Raw genomic sequence first — 15475 nt, 5'->3', positions numbered from 1 at the left:
ATGAACCCGCCGCTGAGTAAACCGTTGGCGCCCTCCTGGGTCAGCCGATTCAAGGAACAGAGCCTGGAGCGTGGCCGCCGCTACGCCCTGGAAAATCGGGTACGCATCGCCCAGGTCGGTGATGCGACCATCACCGCCAGTTGCGAAGGCTCTGGCGGTAACGTGTACCGTCAGACCATTCACCTGCGCGAGTCAGCCAAAGGCACTTTGTTGCTGGTGGACGCTGGCTGCACCTGCCCGGTGCGCACCAACTGCAAACACTGCGCCGCTGTTTTGCTGAAAGTGCAGGAAACCCTCGATTACCCCGCCGCTGCCAAAGACGCCGAACTCTTGGAAAAGCTGCAGGCCGTGCTGGAAAACCGCAGCCCGAAAGCGCCACCGCAAGTGCTGGTCGATAACGTGCAGCCATTGCCCCGCCTGTGGCTGGCCAGTGTCGAATTCAGCGCTTTCGAACCGCGTAACGGCAAGATGCAGCGCTACATTCAGCATCGCGCGGCGCTGTCGTTCAGCTATCTGGATGAATACGTCAGCGGGCAGAAGAACAGCGACATCCTGATTCGTCAGGAAACCCAGACGCTGCGGATAAAACGTCACCCGGAAGTCGAACAGTCCTACCGCGAACAGTTACGCATCCTCGGCTTCCGCATCGCCACACGCCAGAGCAAAGCACTGCCGGAAAGCGCCGGCGAGCTGTACGAGATGGTCAATGACAGCGCCTGGCTGACCTTCACCCTCAACGACCTGCCGAAACTGCGCAGCCAAGGCTGGGAACTGCAGATCGATGAGGAGTTCGGCTTCGATCTGACCGCCGTCGATGACTGGTACGCCACCGTCGAGCAGGTGCCGGAGCGTGACTGGTTTGATCTGGAGCTGGGGATCATCGTCAACGGTGAGCGCCTGAGCCTGTTGCCGATCCTGCTCAACCTGATGCGTTCGCACGCGGAAATTCTCAATCCGGAACGCCTTGCCCGTCGCCGCGACGATGAACTGATTCTGGTCAATATCCCGCAACGCACCAGCGACCATGGGCCGTTGCAAGTGGCTTTGCCGTTGGGCCGGTTGAAGCCGGTATTGATGACGCTCGGCGAGTTTTATTTGCAGGAGCCGGGCGAAACCACCCTGCGCCTGAGCAAGGCGGATGCCACGCGGCTCAACTCGCTGGAAGGCCTGCCGCTGCTGTGGGAGGGCGGTGAGCAGATCCGCACGCTTGCTCAGCGCCTGCGTGATATTCGTGATTTCAGCGCAGAGGCTCCGGAAGGTCTGAACGCGACGCTGCGCCCTTATCAGCTCGAAGGTTTGAGCTGGATGCAATCGCTGCGGCAACTGGAGGTCGGCGGGATTCTTGCGGACGACATGGGTTTGGGCAAAACCCTACAGACTCTGGCGCATATTCTCAGTGAGAAAATCGCCGGTCGCCTCGATCGCCCGTGCATGGTGGTGATGCCGACCAGCCTGATTCCGAACTGGCTCGATGAGGCGGCGCACTTCACCCCGCAACTGAAAGTAGTTGCGCTGTACGGCGCCACTCGCAAAAAGCACTTTGACAATCTGGCGGATTACGACCTGATCCTCACCACTTACGCACTACTGCCCAAAGACGTCGAGCGTCTGGCCAAGCAGCCGCTGCATGTGTTGGTGCTGGATGAGGCGCAGTACATCAAAAACCCGAACAGCAAAGCCGCTCAAGCCGCACGCGAGCTCAATGCTCGCCAGCGCCTGTGCCTCAGCGGTACGCCGCTGGAAAATCACTTGGGTGAACTGTGGTCGCTGTTTCACTTCCTGCTGCCGGGCTGGCTCGGCGACGTGAAAAGCTTCAACGCCGATTACCGCGTGCCGATTGAAAAGCGTGGCAGTGAAGTCAGACTTCAGCACCTCAACGGTCGGATAAAACCGTTTCTGCTGCGCCGCACCAAGGAACAGGTGGCCACCGAGCTGCCGCCGAAAACTGAAATCATCCATTGGGTCGATCTCAACGAAGCGCAGCGCGATGTGTACGAAACCATGCGTCTGGCGATGGACAAGAAAGTCCGCGACGAGATCACCCGTAAAGGCGTGGCGCGCAGTCAGATCATCATTCTTGAGGCGCTGCTCAAGCTGCGTCAGGTTTGCTGCGATCTGCGTCTGGTCAACGACGCCACCCTGCCCGCTCGCGGCAGCACCTCGGGCAAACTCGACAGCCTGATGGAAATGCTCGATGAGTTGTTCGAAGAAGGACGGCGGATTCTACTGTTCTCGCAGTTCACCTCGATGCTGTCCTTGATCGAAGACGAGCTGAAAAAACGTCATGTCGCTTACGCGCTACTGACGGGCCAGACCCGTGATCGACGTACGCCGGTGAAGGAATTCCAGAGCGGCAAGCGTCAGATCTTTCTGATCAGCCTGAAGGCCGGCGGCGTCGGTTTGAACCTGACCGAGGCGGACACGGTGATTCACTACGACCCGTGGTGGAACCCGGCGACCGAGAATCAGGCGACGGATCGGGCGTATCGGATTGGTCAGGAGAAACCGGTGTTCGTTTACAAGATGATTGCTCGGGGCACGGTGGAAGAGAAGATTCAGCACCTGCAAAAGGAAAAATCCGACTTGGCGGCGGGCGTGCTGGATGGGCGCAAGGCTGGGGACTGGAAGTTGCAGAGTGATGATATTGAAGCGCTGTTTGCGCCGTTGCCGGATAAGCTCGACAAGCGTTGAAATCTTTTTCGTCTGTTAAATAGCTTTCGCGAGCAGGCTCGCTCCCACACTGGATCTGTGGCATTCACCAATCCAGTGTTCACAGGGATCTTGTGAATCCCACAAATCTAATGTGGGAGCGAGCCTGCTCGCGAATGGCTCACCTCGGTCTAACGGTTAAAACCCAGGCTCAACCCTTGGATACAGGCAACGGCGCAAACAATGCCTCAATGTCACTCTGCTCCAGCTTCCAGCCACCTGTTGTCCCGCCTTCAAGCACCGCCCCGGCCAACACGGCTTTCTCCTGCTGCAACGCCTGTATTTTTTCCTCTACAGTGCCGCGAGCAATCAGCTTGTAAACAAACACCGGATTGTTTTGCCCGATTCGATACGCGCGATCGGTTGCCTGATTCTCCACCGCCGGGTTCCACCAAGGGTCGAAGTGGATCACTGTGTCCGCAGCGGTCAGATTCAAACCGGTACCCCCGGCCTTCAGACTGATCAGAAACAGCGGCACCTTGCCGCCCTGAAAGTCCTTCACCGGTGTGCGTCGATCCGTGGTGTCACCGGTCAGCAGCGAATAGGCAATGTCCCGTTGCTGCAATTCTTCCTCGATCAAGGCGAGCATTGAGGTGAACTGCGAGAACAGCAGGATCCTGCGACCTTCGCCGAGCAGCTCTTCGAGCATCTCCATCAGGCTGACTAGCTTGCCACTGCCGGAGCGCAGCGCTTTTGCTGTCAGCGGCATCTTGATCAGGCGCAAGTCGCAACAGACCTGCCGCAGCTTGAGCAAGGCATCAAGAATGATGATCTGACTGCGCGCCACGCCACTGCGGGCAATTTCGTCGCGGACTTTTTTGTCCATCGCCACCCGAACCGTTTCATAGACGTCGCGTTGGCCGTCGCTGAGATCGACCCAATGGACAATTTCGGTTTTCGGCGGCAACTCGGTGGCGACCTGATCCTTTTTGCGACGCAACAAAAACGGCTTGATGCGTGCTGTCAGGTGCTGCATACGCTGAACATTGCCGTGCTTTTCGATTGGCGTGCGGTAATCGCGATTGAAGGACTTGCTGTCGCCAAGCCAACCGGGCATGAGGAAATGAAACTGCGACCAAAGCTCGCCCAGGTGGTTTTCCAATGGCGTGCCGCTCAGGCACAAGCGCTGGCGGGCCTGCAGGTCACGGGCCGCTTGCGCCGCTTTACTGATCGGGTTTTTGATGTTCTGCGCTTCGTCGAGAATCAGCACGCTCCACGTCTGCGGCTGCAAGGTCTCCAGATCCCTTGGCAGCAACGCGTAAGTGGTCAGCACCAGATCGTACTCAGCCAGATTGACGAAATCCTTTTGCCGCCCCGTGCCGTGCAGCGCCAATACTTTCAACTGAGGGGTGAAACGCTCGGCCTCGTCGAGCCAGTTGGGAATCAGGCTGGTCGGCATCACCGCCAGAGCCGGGCAATCGAGGCGACCGGCGTGTTTTTCCGTGAGCAGATGCGCCAAGGTCTGCAGCGTTTTGCCCAGCCCCATGTCATCGCCCAAAATCCCGCCGACTTCAAGCTCGCGCAGGGTCTGCATCCAGTTCAGGCCTTCGAGCTGATACGGGCGCAGTTGCGCATTAAGGCCGGCCGGCGCAGCGACGTGGGTGTGACTGGAATTCTGCAGGCGATTGGCAAAGGTGCGCAGCCGCTCGCCACCCTGCCAATCCAGCGGCACGCCATCGAGCATACTCAAGCGCGCGGCATCCGGGACACTCAAGCGCAGTGCATCGCCCTGATGACCGCCCAGGTACAACTCGCCCAGCGCGGCCATCAGCGGCTTGACCCGACTCAACGGCAGCGCGACCTTGGCGCCCAATGGCTCGCCAAAACCGCTGGGCTTCAGTTCGATCAGGAGTTTTTCGTCATCGCTGCGTTGTGCCAGATTGACCGGGTCAAGCAAGCGCGGCTGGGTGCGCAACAAGTGCAGAAGGATCGGTAGCAAACTATAGCGCTGGCCATTGACGACGATACCCAACTGCAAATCAAACCACTGATGCCCAGCCTCTTCTTCGACCTCGGCGTACCAATGCTCAACCGGTTGCACATCGAAATGAAAGCCGGGGCTTATCTCCACTTCCCAGTTCGAGGCGCGCAACGTGGCAAGCCCTTCGTGCATAAACCCGAGCCAGGCGGAATCATCCGGCAACGTGAACATCTCACCGGGACGATCCAGCGAGCTCTTGCGCGTGGCTTTCTTGAAGCCGTGCTTTTGCAGAATCTGGCGCAGTTTCTTTTCCACCGCAGGCTGGCGTTGGATGCGCTGGGTCTCGGTACCGTTAAGGATCATCACTTCCGGGTTGCGATCCACCGTCGGCTGACCGTTGTAGGTAAATACCAGAGCGGCGCGGTGCTCCAGAACGTATTCCCAGCGCGAGCGCTCCCGACCGCTGACGAGGGTCAGTTGTGGCTGAGGAAGTACGTCGTCGATGATCCGTTCGGTCAGCTGGTGTGGCGGCGGGATTCTCGTTGCCGCGCTCATGCGATGGCTGAACTGCATGGCCTGACGCGCCGGAATGTCCGGCGCCAGAGTCAAATGGCTGGCCAGTTTTTCTTCCAGTTCATTGAACAGAGGGCCAATCTGCCGCTGTTCACGGTCCAGGTAGTAAAGCGGCTCCAGCGCCAGCACAGTTTCCTGCGCAGCCTCGGCACTGCTCCACTGCGCACGGAAACCGCCGTCGGCCTGCTCGGCCCAGGCGAACTGGCCGATACGCTTCGGGCCCGGCACCAACGGTTGCAGATCCTCGAAATCGAGAAACAGCCGCGATGTGCGCAAGAGCATTTCCAGCAGTTCGGCGCCGCTGCTGCCTTCCAGCGGATAGCCGCTGTAATAGGCATGGTGGGAGTGCATGGCAACCAGCAGCCTGGCGACACGCAGATCCAGCTCGGACAGGTAGCCGGGCTGACGCATGAGCATTTCCGCTAGCGAATACATCGGTTTTACTTCGCGTAACTCGCCGCTCTTGAGCTGGGAAACCTTGAAAATATCGAGCAGCCACTTGCCGCTCACAGGCGTTGGCTTGAGCTTGTAAAACAGGCGCGTGCCTGCGGTTTGCGCGCCTTCTTCAGCGGGTTTGGCCGGCACGGGAATGGTCGAAAGCCAATGCTCCAGCGCCCGCCCCAAAGGGATTTGTGCGTCACTTTCAGACGCATCATCAGCACTGCGCTGCAAGTGATAGAGCACCGCAGCGCAGTGCTTGCAGTCGATTACGACAGGACAGCTGCACAGGCAACGCAAGTTGACGGAACCCAGCCGATCTTCGGACAGGTAAATGCTTTGTTCATACGCCTGACTTTCCGAACCGACGCAGAACGCCTCGATCTTTCTGTCATTGATTTCGATGATCTCTACCCGGTCCTCGGCGGCATAAGCGCGAGCCTTGGCCAGCGCCTTGCTACTGAATGCCTGAGTCCAGGTCAACGACTTGAGCCGTTCGATGAGAATGCTCATGGGCAGTCCTTCAGCCGACCAACACCCGTGCCAACGCCGATTTCACCTTGCCCATGCCGTCATGCAGCGCCTGCTCGATCTCGGCCATGGTGATCACTTCCGTGGTCTTGCCCGCTGCCGGGTTCACCACCAGTGCCAGACAGGCGTAATCCAGATCCAGCTCACGGGCCAGTGCCGCTTCCGGCATGCCGGTCATACCGACGATGTCGCAGCCATCACGTTCCAGACGCACGATCTCGGCGACCGTTTCCAGACGCGGGCCTTGGGTGCAGGCATACACACCCTGATCGCTGTATTCGCAACCTTCAGCGGCCACGGCGGCGATCAATTGCTGACGCAGCGGTTCGCTGTAAGGAAAGCTGAAGTCGATGTGGGTGACGTGCTCCAGATCATCGGCGAAAAAGGTGTGCTCGCGGCCGCTGGTGTAGTCGACGATCTGATGCGGCACGCAGAAATGCCCGGTGCCCATCTCAGGGTGAATACCGCCCACCGCGTTCACCGCGATGATTGCCTCGGCACCGGCCTGCTTCAGCGCCCAAAGGTTGGCGCGGTAGTTGACCTTGTGCGGCGGGAAGCGATGCGGGTGGCCATGACGTGCAAGGAACAACACTTCCTTGCCGGCGTATTCGCCAATTTGTACGTCGGCCGATGGCGCGCCGTAGGGCGTGTCCACCGCCAGCGATTGGCGAATGGTCAGGCCTTCTAGTTGGGTCAGGCCGGTGCCACCGATGATTGCGTAAACCGTCATAGCGAAAAATCCTTAATCGATCAGTTGAGCGTCTTTGAGCGCGCCGATGGCGGTGAGCCAGCGCGGATCCTGACGGTAATCGGTGCTGGCGAATGCCTGACCGCGCATACGGGCGATGCGGTCGGAAGGCTTGACCTTCATCCGTTGTGCGGCGCTCAGGGCCAGTTCGGCAGCGGCGCGGTCGTTGCACACCAGGCCCATGTCGCAACCGGCAGTCAACGCGGCTTCGATACGGCTGGCGGCGTCGCCAACCACGTGGGCGCCGGCCATCGACAGGTCGTCGCTGAAGATCACGCCGTCAAACTGCAACTCGCCGCGCAGGATGTCTTGCAACCAGCGGCGGGAGAAGCCGGCTGGCTGCGAGTCGACTTGGGGATAGATGACGTGCGCCGGCATGATCGCGGCCAGCTGCTTGCTGAGTTTGGCGAAGGGTACGAGGTCGTTGGCGCGGATCTCGTCGAGGCTGCGTTCGTCGTTTGGAATCGCGACGTGGGAGTCGGCTTCGGCCCAGCCGTGGCCAGGGAAATGCTTACCGGTGGCAGCCATGCCCGCGCTGTTCATACCGCGAATGAATGCACCGGCGAGTACTGCGGCACGCTCGGGATCGCTCTCGAATGAACGGGTGCCGACCACGGCGCTGCGCTGGTAATCGAGATCGAGCACCGGGGCGAAGCTCAGGTCGAGCCCGACCGCGAGTACTTCGGTGGCCATGATCCAGCCACACTGCTCGGCGAGGTATTCGGCATTCGGGTTATCGGCGATGGCACGCATGGCCGGCAGACGCACGAACCCCTGGCGCAGACGCTGCACACGACCGCCCTCTTGATCCACCGCCAGCAGCAGGTCCGGGCGAATCGCGCGAATCGACGCACTGAGTTCACGCACCTGGCGTGGATGCTCGATGTTGCGCGCGAAAATGATCAGGCCGCCCACTTCGGGCTGACGCAACAATTGGCGATCCTCGGACGTCAGCCAGGTACCGGCGACGTCCACCATCAACGAGCCTTGCAGGCCAGCAGTCATAGAAATTCCTTGAAAACGAAAAACCCGATCTGCAGGAAATCGCTACCGTGAACAATGCTCGGCAGGTTGGCAATTTCTATGGAGATCGGGTTCAGAACGAGAGTCGGCATGGGCGGCTAGCTTAGCGGATACAAGCTGCCGCGCCCACCCGTGTGCGGTTAAACCTTGGCGGCGACCGGCGTTGACTTGCTGCGCGGACGCAGTTGCGCGGTGGCCATGGCTGCATCGGTGACGCCGGTTTCAGCGCGCATACCCGCGGCGAGGAACGGCACCATCAGACGCATCACTTGTTCGATGGAGGTATTGACGCCGAAATCGGTCTCGGCGATTGCGCGCAAAGCCTTGATGCCGGACATGCTGAACGCGGCGGCGCCGAGCATGAAGTGCACGCGCCAGAACAGCTCGATCGGCGGAATGCGTGGTGCGGCTTCGTTGACCAGCAACATGTAGCGACGGAATACCTTGCCGTACATGTCTTCCAGGTAGCGGCGCAAATGGCCTTGGCTCTGGCTGAACGCGAGACCGAGCAGGCGCATGAAGATCGACAGATCATTGCCGCTGCGTGGCTGAACCACGAGGGCCTGTTCGACAAGGATTTCCAGCAGCTCTTCGAGGGTTGGCTTGTTTTCAGGCTTGGCCTGACGTCGCTCCAACTCTTTATCGAGACTGATGCAGAACGGGCCGAGAAAGCGCGAAAAAACCGCTTGGATCAGCGCTTTTTTCGAGCCGAAATGATAGTTCACCGCTGCCAGGTTGACGCCAGCCTTGCTGGTAATCAAACGCAATGAGGTTTCAGCGAAACCTTTCTCCGCGAACAACTGCTCGGCAGCATCAAGAATGCGTTCAACGGTTTCCGACTGGGCCATGGCTACTCCGCCTGACAAACACTTGTTTGAAACATACGTTTCAGCCTGTGCCTTGTCAAGCCTGCCAGTTCGTTTTGGGAATGGTCGGTCAGCTATTTAACCACACAAGGCCAACGCTTTATTAAACGCTTCTTCCGACCGTCCGGCGGCAGGCAAAAAAACGGGCATTGCCAAGGGCGCTTCACTGTATATAATCCCAGTCACTGTATAAAAAGACAGAGCGATCAATATGCTAAAGCTGACGCCACGCCAAGCCGAGATTCTGGCCTTTATCAAACGCTGCCTCGAAGACAACGGCTACCCGCCAACCCGTGCGGAAATCGCTCAGGAACTGGGCTTCAAGTCGCCGAACGCGGCTGAAGAGCATCTCAAGGCACTGGCCCGAAAAGGCGCCATCGAGATGACACCTGGCGCTTCGCGCGGTATTCGCATCCCTGGCTTCGAAGCCAAGGCAGACGACTCTACCCTGCCGATCATTGGCCGGGTCGCTGCCGGCGCGCCAATCCTCGCCCAGCAACACATAGAAGAATCCTGCAACATCAATCCGACCTTCTTTCATCCGCGCGCTGACTATCTGTTGCGCGTACACGGCATGAGCATGAAGGACATCGGCATCTTCGACGGTGACCTGCTGGCGGTCCATACCACACGTGAAGCGCGCAATGGCCAGGTTGTCGTTGCCCGCATCGGCGACGAAGTGACGGTCAAACGCTTCAAGCGTGAAGGCAGCAAAGTCTGGCTGATTGCCGAAAACCCTGAGTTCGCCCCGATCGAAGTCGACCTGAAAGATCAGGAACTGGTGATCGAAGGTTTGAGTGTCGGCGTCATTCGCCGCTAAAGGAGGCTTTATGCAGTTCCCACACACCCCTCAGCAAACACAACTGCCTTTATTCGAAGCGTTTCTGGCACAACCGATGGCGCCGATCCTCAAAGAGGTCGTCGAGCGCCCGTGGATTGTCGAACCTGAAGTATTCAGTGAGCTGTCACTGCGTGGTGCTGCCGGGAACTGCCTGAACCTGCTCGCCCCGATTCTTCGCGAACTCAGTGAAGATCAGGACGCGCGCTGGCTGACGCTGATAGCGCCTCCTGCAAGCCTGACCCAAACCTGGCTACGGGATGCTGGCCTGAACCGCGAGCGCATTTTGTTGCTGCAACCACGAGGCGTTCAAAGCGCTCAGCAGCTGGCTTGCGAAGCTCTGCGGTTGGGGCGCAGCCACACTGTGGTCACTTGGCTTAACCCGCTAAACACCCATTCACGGCAACAACTGATCAGCGCCGCCCGCACGGGCGATGCTCAGAGCCTGAATATTCGTTTGGGTTGATTGGTAGTTATACGCGCTGTGTGAAGCGCAGGGCTTCTCCAGGGAAAGAGAAGCCGATCTGAAGCGGTAACGTCAAAAAGTAAAGAGACGCCAGGATCAATGAAGAACCCGCGGCCCCTCTTCCTTATCAAACTCGCCTTCAACCATACGGCCGGCCATCTGCACGCCGACGCTTAACATCGCCTTGGCGATTTCCACATGCTGACCTTGCAGGAACGCCTTGGCATCCTCGGAGAAATCCAGCGTCACCAAAGAACCCTCGTCCTCAGCCCTGCGCAGCTCGATTCGGCCGTCTGGTAACTCGACAATTTCTAGAAAGGACGTTGGCATATAGGTCTGTTCTCCACGAAAGGCAGGGATTATATAGACATCATTCAGGCTTCGCTCGGGATCTTGACCAGCAGCATGTTTCAGATTGCCACCGTGTCAATCGCCCTCAGCACTCGTTCAAGCCTTCGCGAAAGCGTATCGCCAAGCCTTTCAGATTCTGCCGCCAGCTCTCCAGCTCCTCTCGACTCGACTCTTCTGGCGACTCCTCTTCATCCAGATTAATCGCCTGAATCAGCGGCTGAGTCACGTCTCCTTTGGGCTTGTGTGGCACCCGCGGCGGCTGAAACAGCGCCGAATGCGCAGCCAGCAGTTTCGCCAACCAGGTTTCCGAATTCCCCGCCAGCTCGACCATCTCGGCCAATTCAGGTATCGCGATCGATTCCAGCACTTCACGCGTCAACAGCATCTCGGCCCGCGACGCATTGGCCTGCGGCAGACGATAGAAACCAGCGATCTCATGACAAAGCCCCAACAAGGCGCCGTACAGGTGAAACAACGCCGATTCTCGACCAGCCTGAATCAACGCCAGAGAATTCATCGCCCGCCCTTCTTCAGCGCGAGCCAAGGCTTCGAGCGACAGGCCGGCGAAATAGATCTTCTGATTGGTACGGGTATAGAGTTCGTGAGCCATGACGGCACTCTCCACAACGAAATAATTGCTTCACACAGGCCGGACAGTGTCGTGGATCAGTCGATCCTACCGCAAGCACAAAACAAAAAGGCCGCATGAAAACCCGTGGGTTGTCATGCGGCCTTTCAGTATCAGACTAACGCTTACTCGGCTTTGGCCTTCGTACGCTTGTCTTCAACCGTCCACTTACCGCCGTCGAAGTACGCCTTCCAACCGGTAGGCTTGCCGTCGACTTCGGTCTGCACGTATTGCTCTTTGGTCTTGCGGCTGTAGCGAATAACCGCTGGCAGACCATCAGGATCCTTCTTCGGCGCGTCGCAGAGGAAGTGATACTTCGGATCGATTTCGTCCTTGTGCGGCACAATCTCGATCACCAGCGGAGCACGGGTCTCACGGTTTTTCGGGAACTGGCTGGCGGCCAGGAACAGACCAGAGGCACCGTCACGGAGGATGTAGGTGTCGTTGACCTTTTCGCATTTCAGCTCAGGCATCTTCACCGGATCCATCTTCGGCGGCGCTGCATCACCGCTTTTCAGCAGTTTGCGGGTGTTCTTGCACTCAGGGTTGGTGCAACCGAAGAACTTGCCGAAACGGCCAGTCTTGAGCTGCATCTCGCTGCCGCACTTGTCGCATTCCAGGCTCGGACCTTCATAGCCCTTGATGCGATAGCTGCCCTCTTCGATTTCGTAGCCGGCGCAATCCGGGTTGTTACCGCAGATGTGCAGCTTGCGCTTCTCGTCGAGCAGATAAGCGTCCATCGCCGTGCTGCAAATCGGGCAGCGATGCTTGCCACGCAGCACCAGCGATTCCGACTCACCTTCGTCGTCCGCAGCGATCTCGTCGCCCGGCACCAGGTTGACGGTGGCCTTGCAGCGTTCTTTCGGCGGCAGGCTGTAGCCGGAGCAACCGAGGAACACGCCGGTCGACGCAGTACGGATCTGCATCGGACGACCGCAGGTCGTGCACGGGATGTCGGTCATGACCGGCTGGTTGGCGCGCATGCCGCTTTCAGGATTTTCAGCTACTTCGAGTTTCTTTTTGAAGTCGCCGTAGAACTCGTCCAGCACACTTTTCCAGTCGCGCTCACCCTGTGCCACGTCATCGAGGTTCTCTTCCATGCCAGCAGTGAAGCCGTAGTCCATGAGGTTGGAGAAGCTTTCCGACAGACGCTCGGTGACGATGTCGCCCATCTTTTCCGAGTAGAAACGACGGTTGTGCAAGGTCACATAACCGCGATCCTGAATGGTCGAAATGATCGCAGCGTAAGTCGAAGGACGACCAATGCCACGTTTTTCCATTTCTTTAACCAGGCTGGCTTCCGAGTAACGCGCCGGCGGCTTGGTGAAGTGCTGCGACGGATCGAGTTTGATCAGCTTCATCACGTCGCCCTGCGCCATATCAGGCAGAACGTCGTCGTCGCCTGGTTTGGCAATCTGCGGCATGACGCGGGTGTAACCGTCGAATTTGAGGATACGGCCCTTGGCGCGCAGCTCGAAATCGCCAGCGCCGACGCTGACGGTGGTCGACAGATATTGCGCCGGCAGCATCTGGCATGCGAGGAACTGGCGCCAGATCAGTTCGTAGAGGCGCTCAGCGTCACGCTCCATGCCTGCGAGCTTGGTCGGCGTGGTGTTGGCGTCGGAAGGACGGATCGCTTCGTGAGCCTCCTGTGCGCCTTCTTTGCTGCTGTAGACGTTTGGCGTTTCCGGCAGGTACTTCTTGCCGAACTCGTCTTCGATATAAGTGCGCGCCATCGCCACGGCATCAGCCGAGAGGTTGGTCGAGTCGGTACGCATGTAAGTGATGTAGCCAGCTTCGTACAGACGCTGGGCCATCATCATGGTTTTCTTCACGCCGAAGCCTAGGCGGTTACTCGCAGCCTGTTGCAGGGTCGACGTGATGAATGGCGCCGAAGGCTTGCTGCTGGTCGGCTTGTCTTCGCGCTTGACGATGCTGTAGCTGGAAGACTTGAGTTTCTCCAGCGCAGCCATGGCCTGAGCTTCGTTGAGCGGCTTGAACGCTTCGCCGTTCTCGCGAGCCACTTCGAAACGCACGGTCGAGCCTTTCGTGGTGCCGAGATCGGCGTGCACTTCCCAGTACTCTTCCGGGTTGAACGCACGAATTTCGCGCTCACGCTCCACGACCAGCTTCACGGCAACCGATTGCACGCGACCGGCGGACAAGCCACGAGCGATTTTCGCCCAAAGCAGCGGCGAGACCATGTAACCCACAACGCGGTCAAGGAAACGACGCGCCTGCTGCGCGTTGACACGATCGATGTCCAGCTCGCCCGGTTCCGAGAAGGCTTCCTGAATCGCCTTCTTGGTGATTTCGTTGAACACCACGCGCTTATAGCGACTGTCGTCACCACCGATGGCTTCGCGCAGGTGCCAGGCAATGGCTTCCCCCTCGCGATCCAAGTCGGTTGCGAGATAGATGGTGTCAGCATCTTTGGCGAGCCGGCGCAGCTCTTCGATGACCTTCTCTTTACCCGGGAGGATCTCGTACTTGGCTTTCCAGCCATGATCGGGATCGACACCCATACGCGAGACCAGCTGCTTGCGCGCTTTCTCTTTCGGCGAGAGCACCGGACCTTCGCCCGCAGCAGCCTTGCCGCGCTTGGCGGCTGGCTCTTTGCTGGCGCTAGCCGAACCGCTGGTGGGCAGGTCTCGGATATGGCCGATACTCGACTTCACCACGTATTGGTTACCCAGATACTTGTTGATGGTCTTGGCCTTAGCCGGGGATTCCACAATGACCAGCGATTTGCCCATGGATCAGAAAATTCCTGAATTCTAGAAGTGAAAGGCGGTTGGCGCCTGACGCGGCACCGCTATATATAGTTGATACAAGGTGAGGTCAAGCACAGGGTTCTGTGCGCCCTCGCCTTATGCCTTGGAAAAAAGGCTCGGTTCGGCTTGCACCAAAGCAAAGCGTGGCACCTGCTCGCCGTCAACTTCGACTGACTCGAGAAACATGCTCAGTGGGCGCACCCAAAAGCCGTAATCACCATACAGGGCTTGGTAAAAGACCACTTCTTCTTCGGTCTCGGAATGCCGCGCAACACTGAATACGCGGTACTGCGGACCTTTGTAATGTTGGTAGAGCCCAGGTTGTATCGGCATGCTTCGGCCCTCACTCAAATTTTTTCAAAATAAAAACAAAATAAATCCACAAAAACAAAAACCGGGGCACTTGGCCCCGGCTTCCATCAACGAGACGCTTAGACGCGTTCGAAGACGGTGGAGATGCCTTGGCCGAGACCAATGCACATAGTGGCCACCCCGAAGGTGCCGCTATTCTGCTTCATCACGTTCAGCAAGGTGCCGGAAATACGGGCACCGGAGCAACCGAACGGGTGACCCAGGGCGATCGCGCCGCCGTGCAGGTTAACCTTCTCGTTCATCTTGTCGAGCACTTTCAGATCTTTCAGCACTGGCAAGGCCTGTGCGGCGAATGCTTCGTTGAGCTCAAAAAAGTCGATATCGTTGATGCCAAGGCCCGCACGCTTCAGGGCTTTTTGTGTTGCCGGAACTGGACCATAGCCCATGATCGCCGGATCCACACCCGCCACTGCCATCGAACGGATAACCGCCATTGGCTGGATACCCAAGTCCTGCGCACGCTGCGCCGACATCACGATCATGCACGAAGCACCATCGGTGATTTGCGACGAAGTACCGGCAGTCACGGTGCCGCCCTTTGGATTGAAGGCTGGCTTGAGAGCCGCCAGACTTTCCAGGGTGGTTTCCGGACGAATGGTTTCGTCGTAGTCGAACAGTTTCAGGAACCCGTTCTCGTCGTAGCCCTGCATCGGGATGATTTCGTCTTTGAACTTGCCTTCCACCGTGGCCTTGTGGGCCAACTGGTGGGAACGCACGCCGAAAGCGTCTTGCTGTTCGCGAGTGATGCCGTGCATTTTGCCGAGCATTTCCGCGGTCAGGCCCATCATGCCCGAGGCTTTCGCCGCGTACAGCGACATGTGCGGGTTCGGATCGACACCGTGCATCATGCTCACGTGGCCCATATGCTCGACGCCGCCAACCACGAACACGTCACCGTTTCCGGTCATGATCGCTTGCGCAGCAGTGTGCAATGCGCTCATCGACGAGCCACACAGACGGCTGACGGTCTGGCCAGCCGAAGTGTGCGGGATCTGAGTCATCAGCGACGCCATGCGGGCGATGTTCCAGCCCTGCTCCAGGGTCTGATTGACGCAGCCCCAGATCACGTCCTCGACTTCAGCTGGATCGACCTTGGCGTTGCGTTCCAGCAATTTGCTGATCAAGTGCGCCGACATGTCTTCGGCGCGGGTGTTGCGGTGCATGCCGCCCTTGGAGCGGCCCATCGGAGTACGACCGAAGTCGACAATCACGACGTCTCTTGGATTCAAGCTCATAA

General features: G+C 58.6%; 12 protein-coding genes. 3 read left to right on the top strand and 9 right to left on the bottom strand.

Annotated elements, in window-relative coordinates:
• Window positions 1-2691: a DEAD/DEAH box helicase gene (locus ACOYXJ_RS18940; protein ID WP_150794814.1), complete on the top strand. Its 2691-nt coding sequence runs from the start codon at window positions 1-3 to the stop codon at window positions 2689-2691.
• Window positions 2692-2860: 169 nt separating this feature from the next.
• Here ACOYXJ_RS18940 and ACOYXJ_RS18935 read toward each other — a convergent pair whose 3' ends face one another.
• From ACOYXJ_RS18935 to ACOYXJ_RS18920, 4 genes are all read right to left on the bottom strand, one after another.
• A complete protein-coding gene (locus tag ACOYXJ_RS18935) occupies window positions 2861-6154 on the bottom strand; it encodes a DEAD/DEAH box helicase (RefSeq protein ID WP_460370960.1) in 3294 nt (1097 codons plus the stop codon).
• 10 nt (window positions 6155-6164) lie between these two features.
• Entirely contained in the window at window positions 6165-6902 is a 738-nt protein-coding gene (locus ACOYXJ_RS18930; protein WP_150794812.1) for an S-methyl-5'-thioinosine phosphorylase, read from the bottom strand.
• A 12-nt stretch (window positions 6903-6914) separates the two neighbouring features.
• On the bottom strand, window positions 6915-7925 hold the full coding sequence (gene nagZ / locus ACOYXJ_RS18925; protein ID WP_460370957.1) for a beta-N-acetylhexosaminidase: 1011 nt from the start codon (window positions 7923-7925) through the stop codon (window positions 6915-6917).
• Window positions 7926-8083: 158 nt separating this feature from the next.
• On the bottom strand, window positions 8084-8791 hold the full coding sequence (locus tag ACOYXJ_RS18920; RefSeq protein WP_007910473.1) for a TetR/AcrR family transcriptional regulator: 708 nt from the start codon (window positions 8789-8791) through the stop codon (window positions 8084-8086).
• Window positions 8792-9020: 229 nt separating this feature from the next.
• Here ACOYXJ_RS18920 and lexA point away from each other — a divergent pair, with 229 nt between their 5' ends.
• The gene (gene lexA, locus ACOYXJ_RS18915) at window positions 9021-9629 is read left to right on the top strand and encodes a transcriptional repressor LexA (RefSeq protein ID WP_016775490.1); all 609 of its coding nucleotides are present in this window, start codon (window positions 9021-9023) and stop codon (window positions 9627-9629) included.
• Between the two features lie 10 nt (window positions 9630-9639).
• Window positions 9640-10113: an SOS-induced cell division inhibitor SulA gene (sulA, locus tag ACOYXJ_RS18910; RefSeq protein WP_460370955.1), complete on the top strand. Its 474-nt coding sequence runs from the start codon at window positions 9640-9642 to the stop codon at window positions 10111-10113.
• A gap of 96 nt (window positions 10114-10209) precedes the next feature.
• On the opposite strand, the gene ACOYXJ_RS18905 is transcribed toward sulA, so the two are convergent.
• The 5 genes from ACOYXJ_RS18905 to fadA all read right to left on the bottom strand — a co-directional run bounded on the left by ACOYXJ_RS18905 (window position 10210) and on the right by fadA (window position 15473).
• Window positions 10210-10443 (bottom strand): hypothetical protein, encoded by a 234-nt coding sequence (locus ACOYXJ_RS18905; RefSeq protein WP_003226592.1) that lies wholly within the window; start codon window positions 10441-10443, stop codon window positions 10210-10212.
• A gap of 106 nt (window positions 10444-10549) precedes the next feature.
• Window positions 10550-11074 (bottom strand): DUF6586 family protein, encoded by a 525-nt coding sequence (locus tag ACOYXJ_RS18900; RefSeq protein ID WP_460370953.1) that lies wholly within the window; start codon window positions 11072-11074, stop codon window positions 10550-10552.
• A gap of 143 nt (window positions 11075-11217) precedes the next feature.
• Window positions 11218-13848, bottom strand: a complete 2631-nt coding sequence (topA, locus tag ACOYXJ_RS18895) for a type I DNA topoisomerase (RefSeq protein ID WP_460370951.1) — start codon at window positions 13846-13848, stop codon at window positions 11218-11220.
• Window positions 13849-13962: 114 nt separating this feature from the next.
• Window positions 13963-14199, bottom strand: coding sequence for a DUF1653 domain-containing protein (locus tag ACOYXJ_RS18890; RefSeq protein WP_007910467.1), 237 nt, complete (start codon window positions 14197-14199; stop codon window positions 13963-13965).
• Between the two features lie 98 nt (window positions 14200-14297).
• Entirely contained in the window at window positions 14298-15473 is a 1176-nt protein-coding gene (gene fadA / locus ACOYXJ_RS18885) for an acetyl-CoA C-acyltransferase FadA (protein ID WP_007910465.1), read from the bottom strand.
• Window positions 15474-15475: the final 2 nt, after the last annotated feature.

Source organism: Pseudomonas sp. Tul2A7 (assembly GCF_054790505.1).
The sequence above is the reverse complement of the archived record's forward strand: the minus strand, read 5'-3'. Positions and strand labels throughout refer to the sequence as shown.

What these genes read in the sequence shown, in the direction of transcription:
- ACOYXJ_RS18940 (WP_150794814.1), top strand. Translation starts at nt 1, where the DNA reads ATGAACCCGCCGCTGAGTAAACCGTTGGCGCCCTCCTGGGTCAGCCGA.
- ACOYXJ_RS18935 (WP_460370960.1), bottom strand. Translation starts at nt 6,154, where the DNA reads ATGAGCATTCTCATCGAACGGCTCAAGTCGTTGACCTGGACTCAGGCA.
- ACOYXJ_RS18930 (WP_150794812.1), bottom strand. Translation starts at nt 6,902, where the DNA reads ATGACGGTTTACGCAATCATCGGTGGCACCGGCCTGACCCAACTAGAA.
- nagZ (WP_460370957.1), bottom strand. Translation starts at nt 7,925, where the DNA reads ATGACTGCTGGCCTGCAAGGCTCGTTGATGGTGGACGTCGCCGGTACC.
- ACOYXJ_RS18920 (WP_007910473.1), bottom strand. Translation starts at nt 8,791, where the DNA reads ATGGCCCAGTCGGAAACCGTTGAACGCATTCTTGATGCTGCCGAGCAG.
- lexA (WP_016775490.1), top strand. Translation starts at nt 9,021, where the DNA reads ATGCTAAAGCTGACGCCACGCCAAGCCGAGATTCTGGCCTTTATCAAA.
- sulA (WP_460370955.1), top strand. Translation starts at nt 9,640, where the DNA reads ATGCAGTTCCCACACACCCCTCAGCAAACACAACTGCCTTTATTCGAA.
- ACOYXJ_RS18905 (WP_003226592.1), bottom strand. Translation starts at nt 10,443, where the DNA reads ATGCCAACGTCCTTTCTAGAAATTGTCGAGTTACCAGACGGCCGAATC.
- ACOYXJ_RS18900 (WP_460370953.1), bottom strand. Translation starts at nt 11,074, where the DNA reads ATGGCTCACGAACTCTATACCCGTACCAATCAGAAGATCTATTTCGCC.
- topA (WP_460370951.1), bottom strand. Translation starts at nt 13,848, where the DNA reads ATGGGCAAATCGCTGGTCATTGTGGAATCCCCGGCTAAGGCCAAGACC.
- ACOYXJ_RS18890 (WP_007910467.1), bottom strand. Translation starts at nt 14,199, where the DNA reads ATGCCGATACAACCTGGGCTCTACCAACATTACAAAGGTCCGCAGTAC.
- fadA (WP_007910465.1), bottom strand. Translation starts at nt 15,473, where the DNA reads ATGAGCTTGAATCCAAGAGACGTCGTGATTGTCGACTTCGGTCGTACT.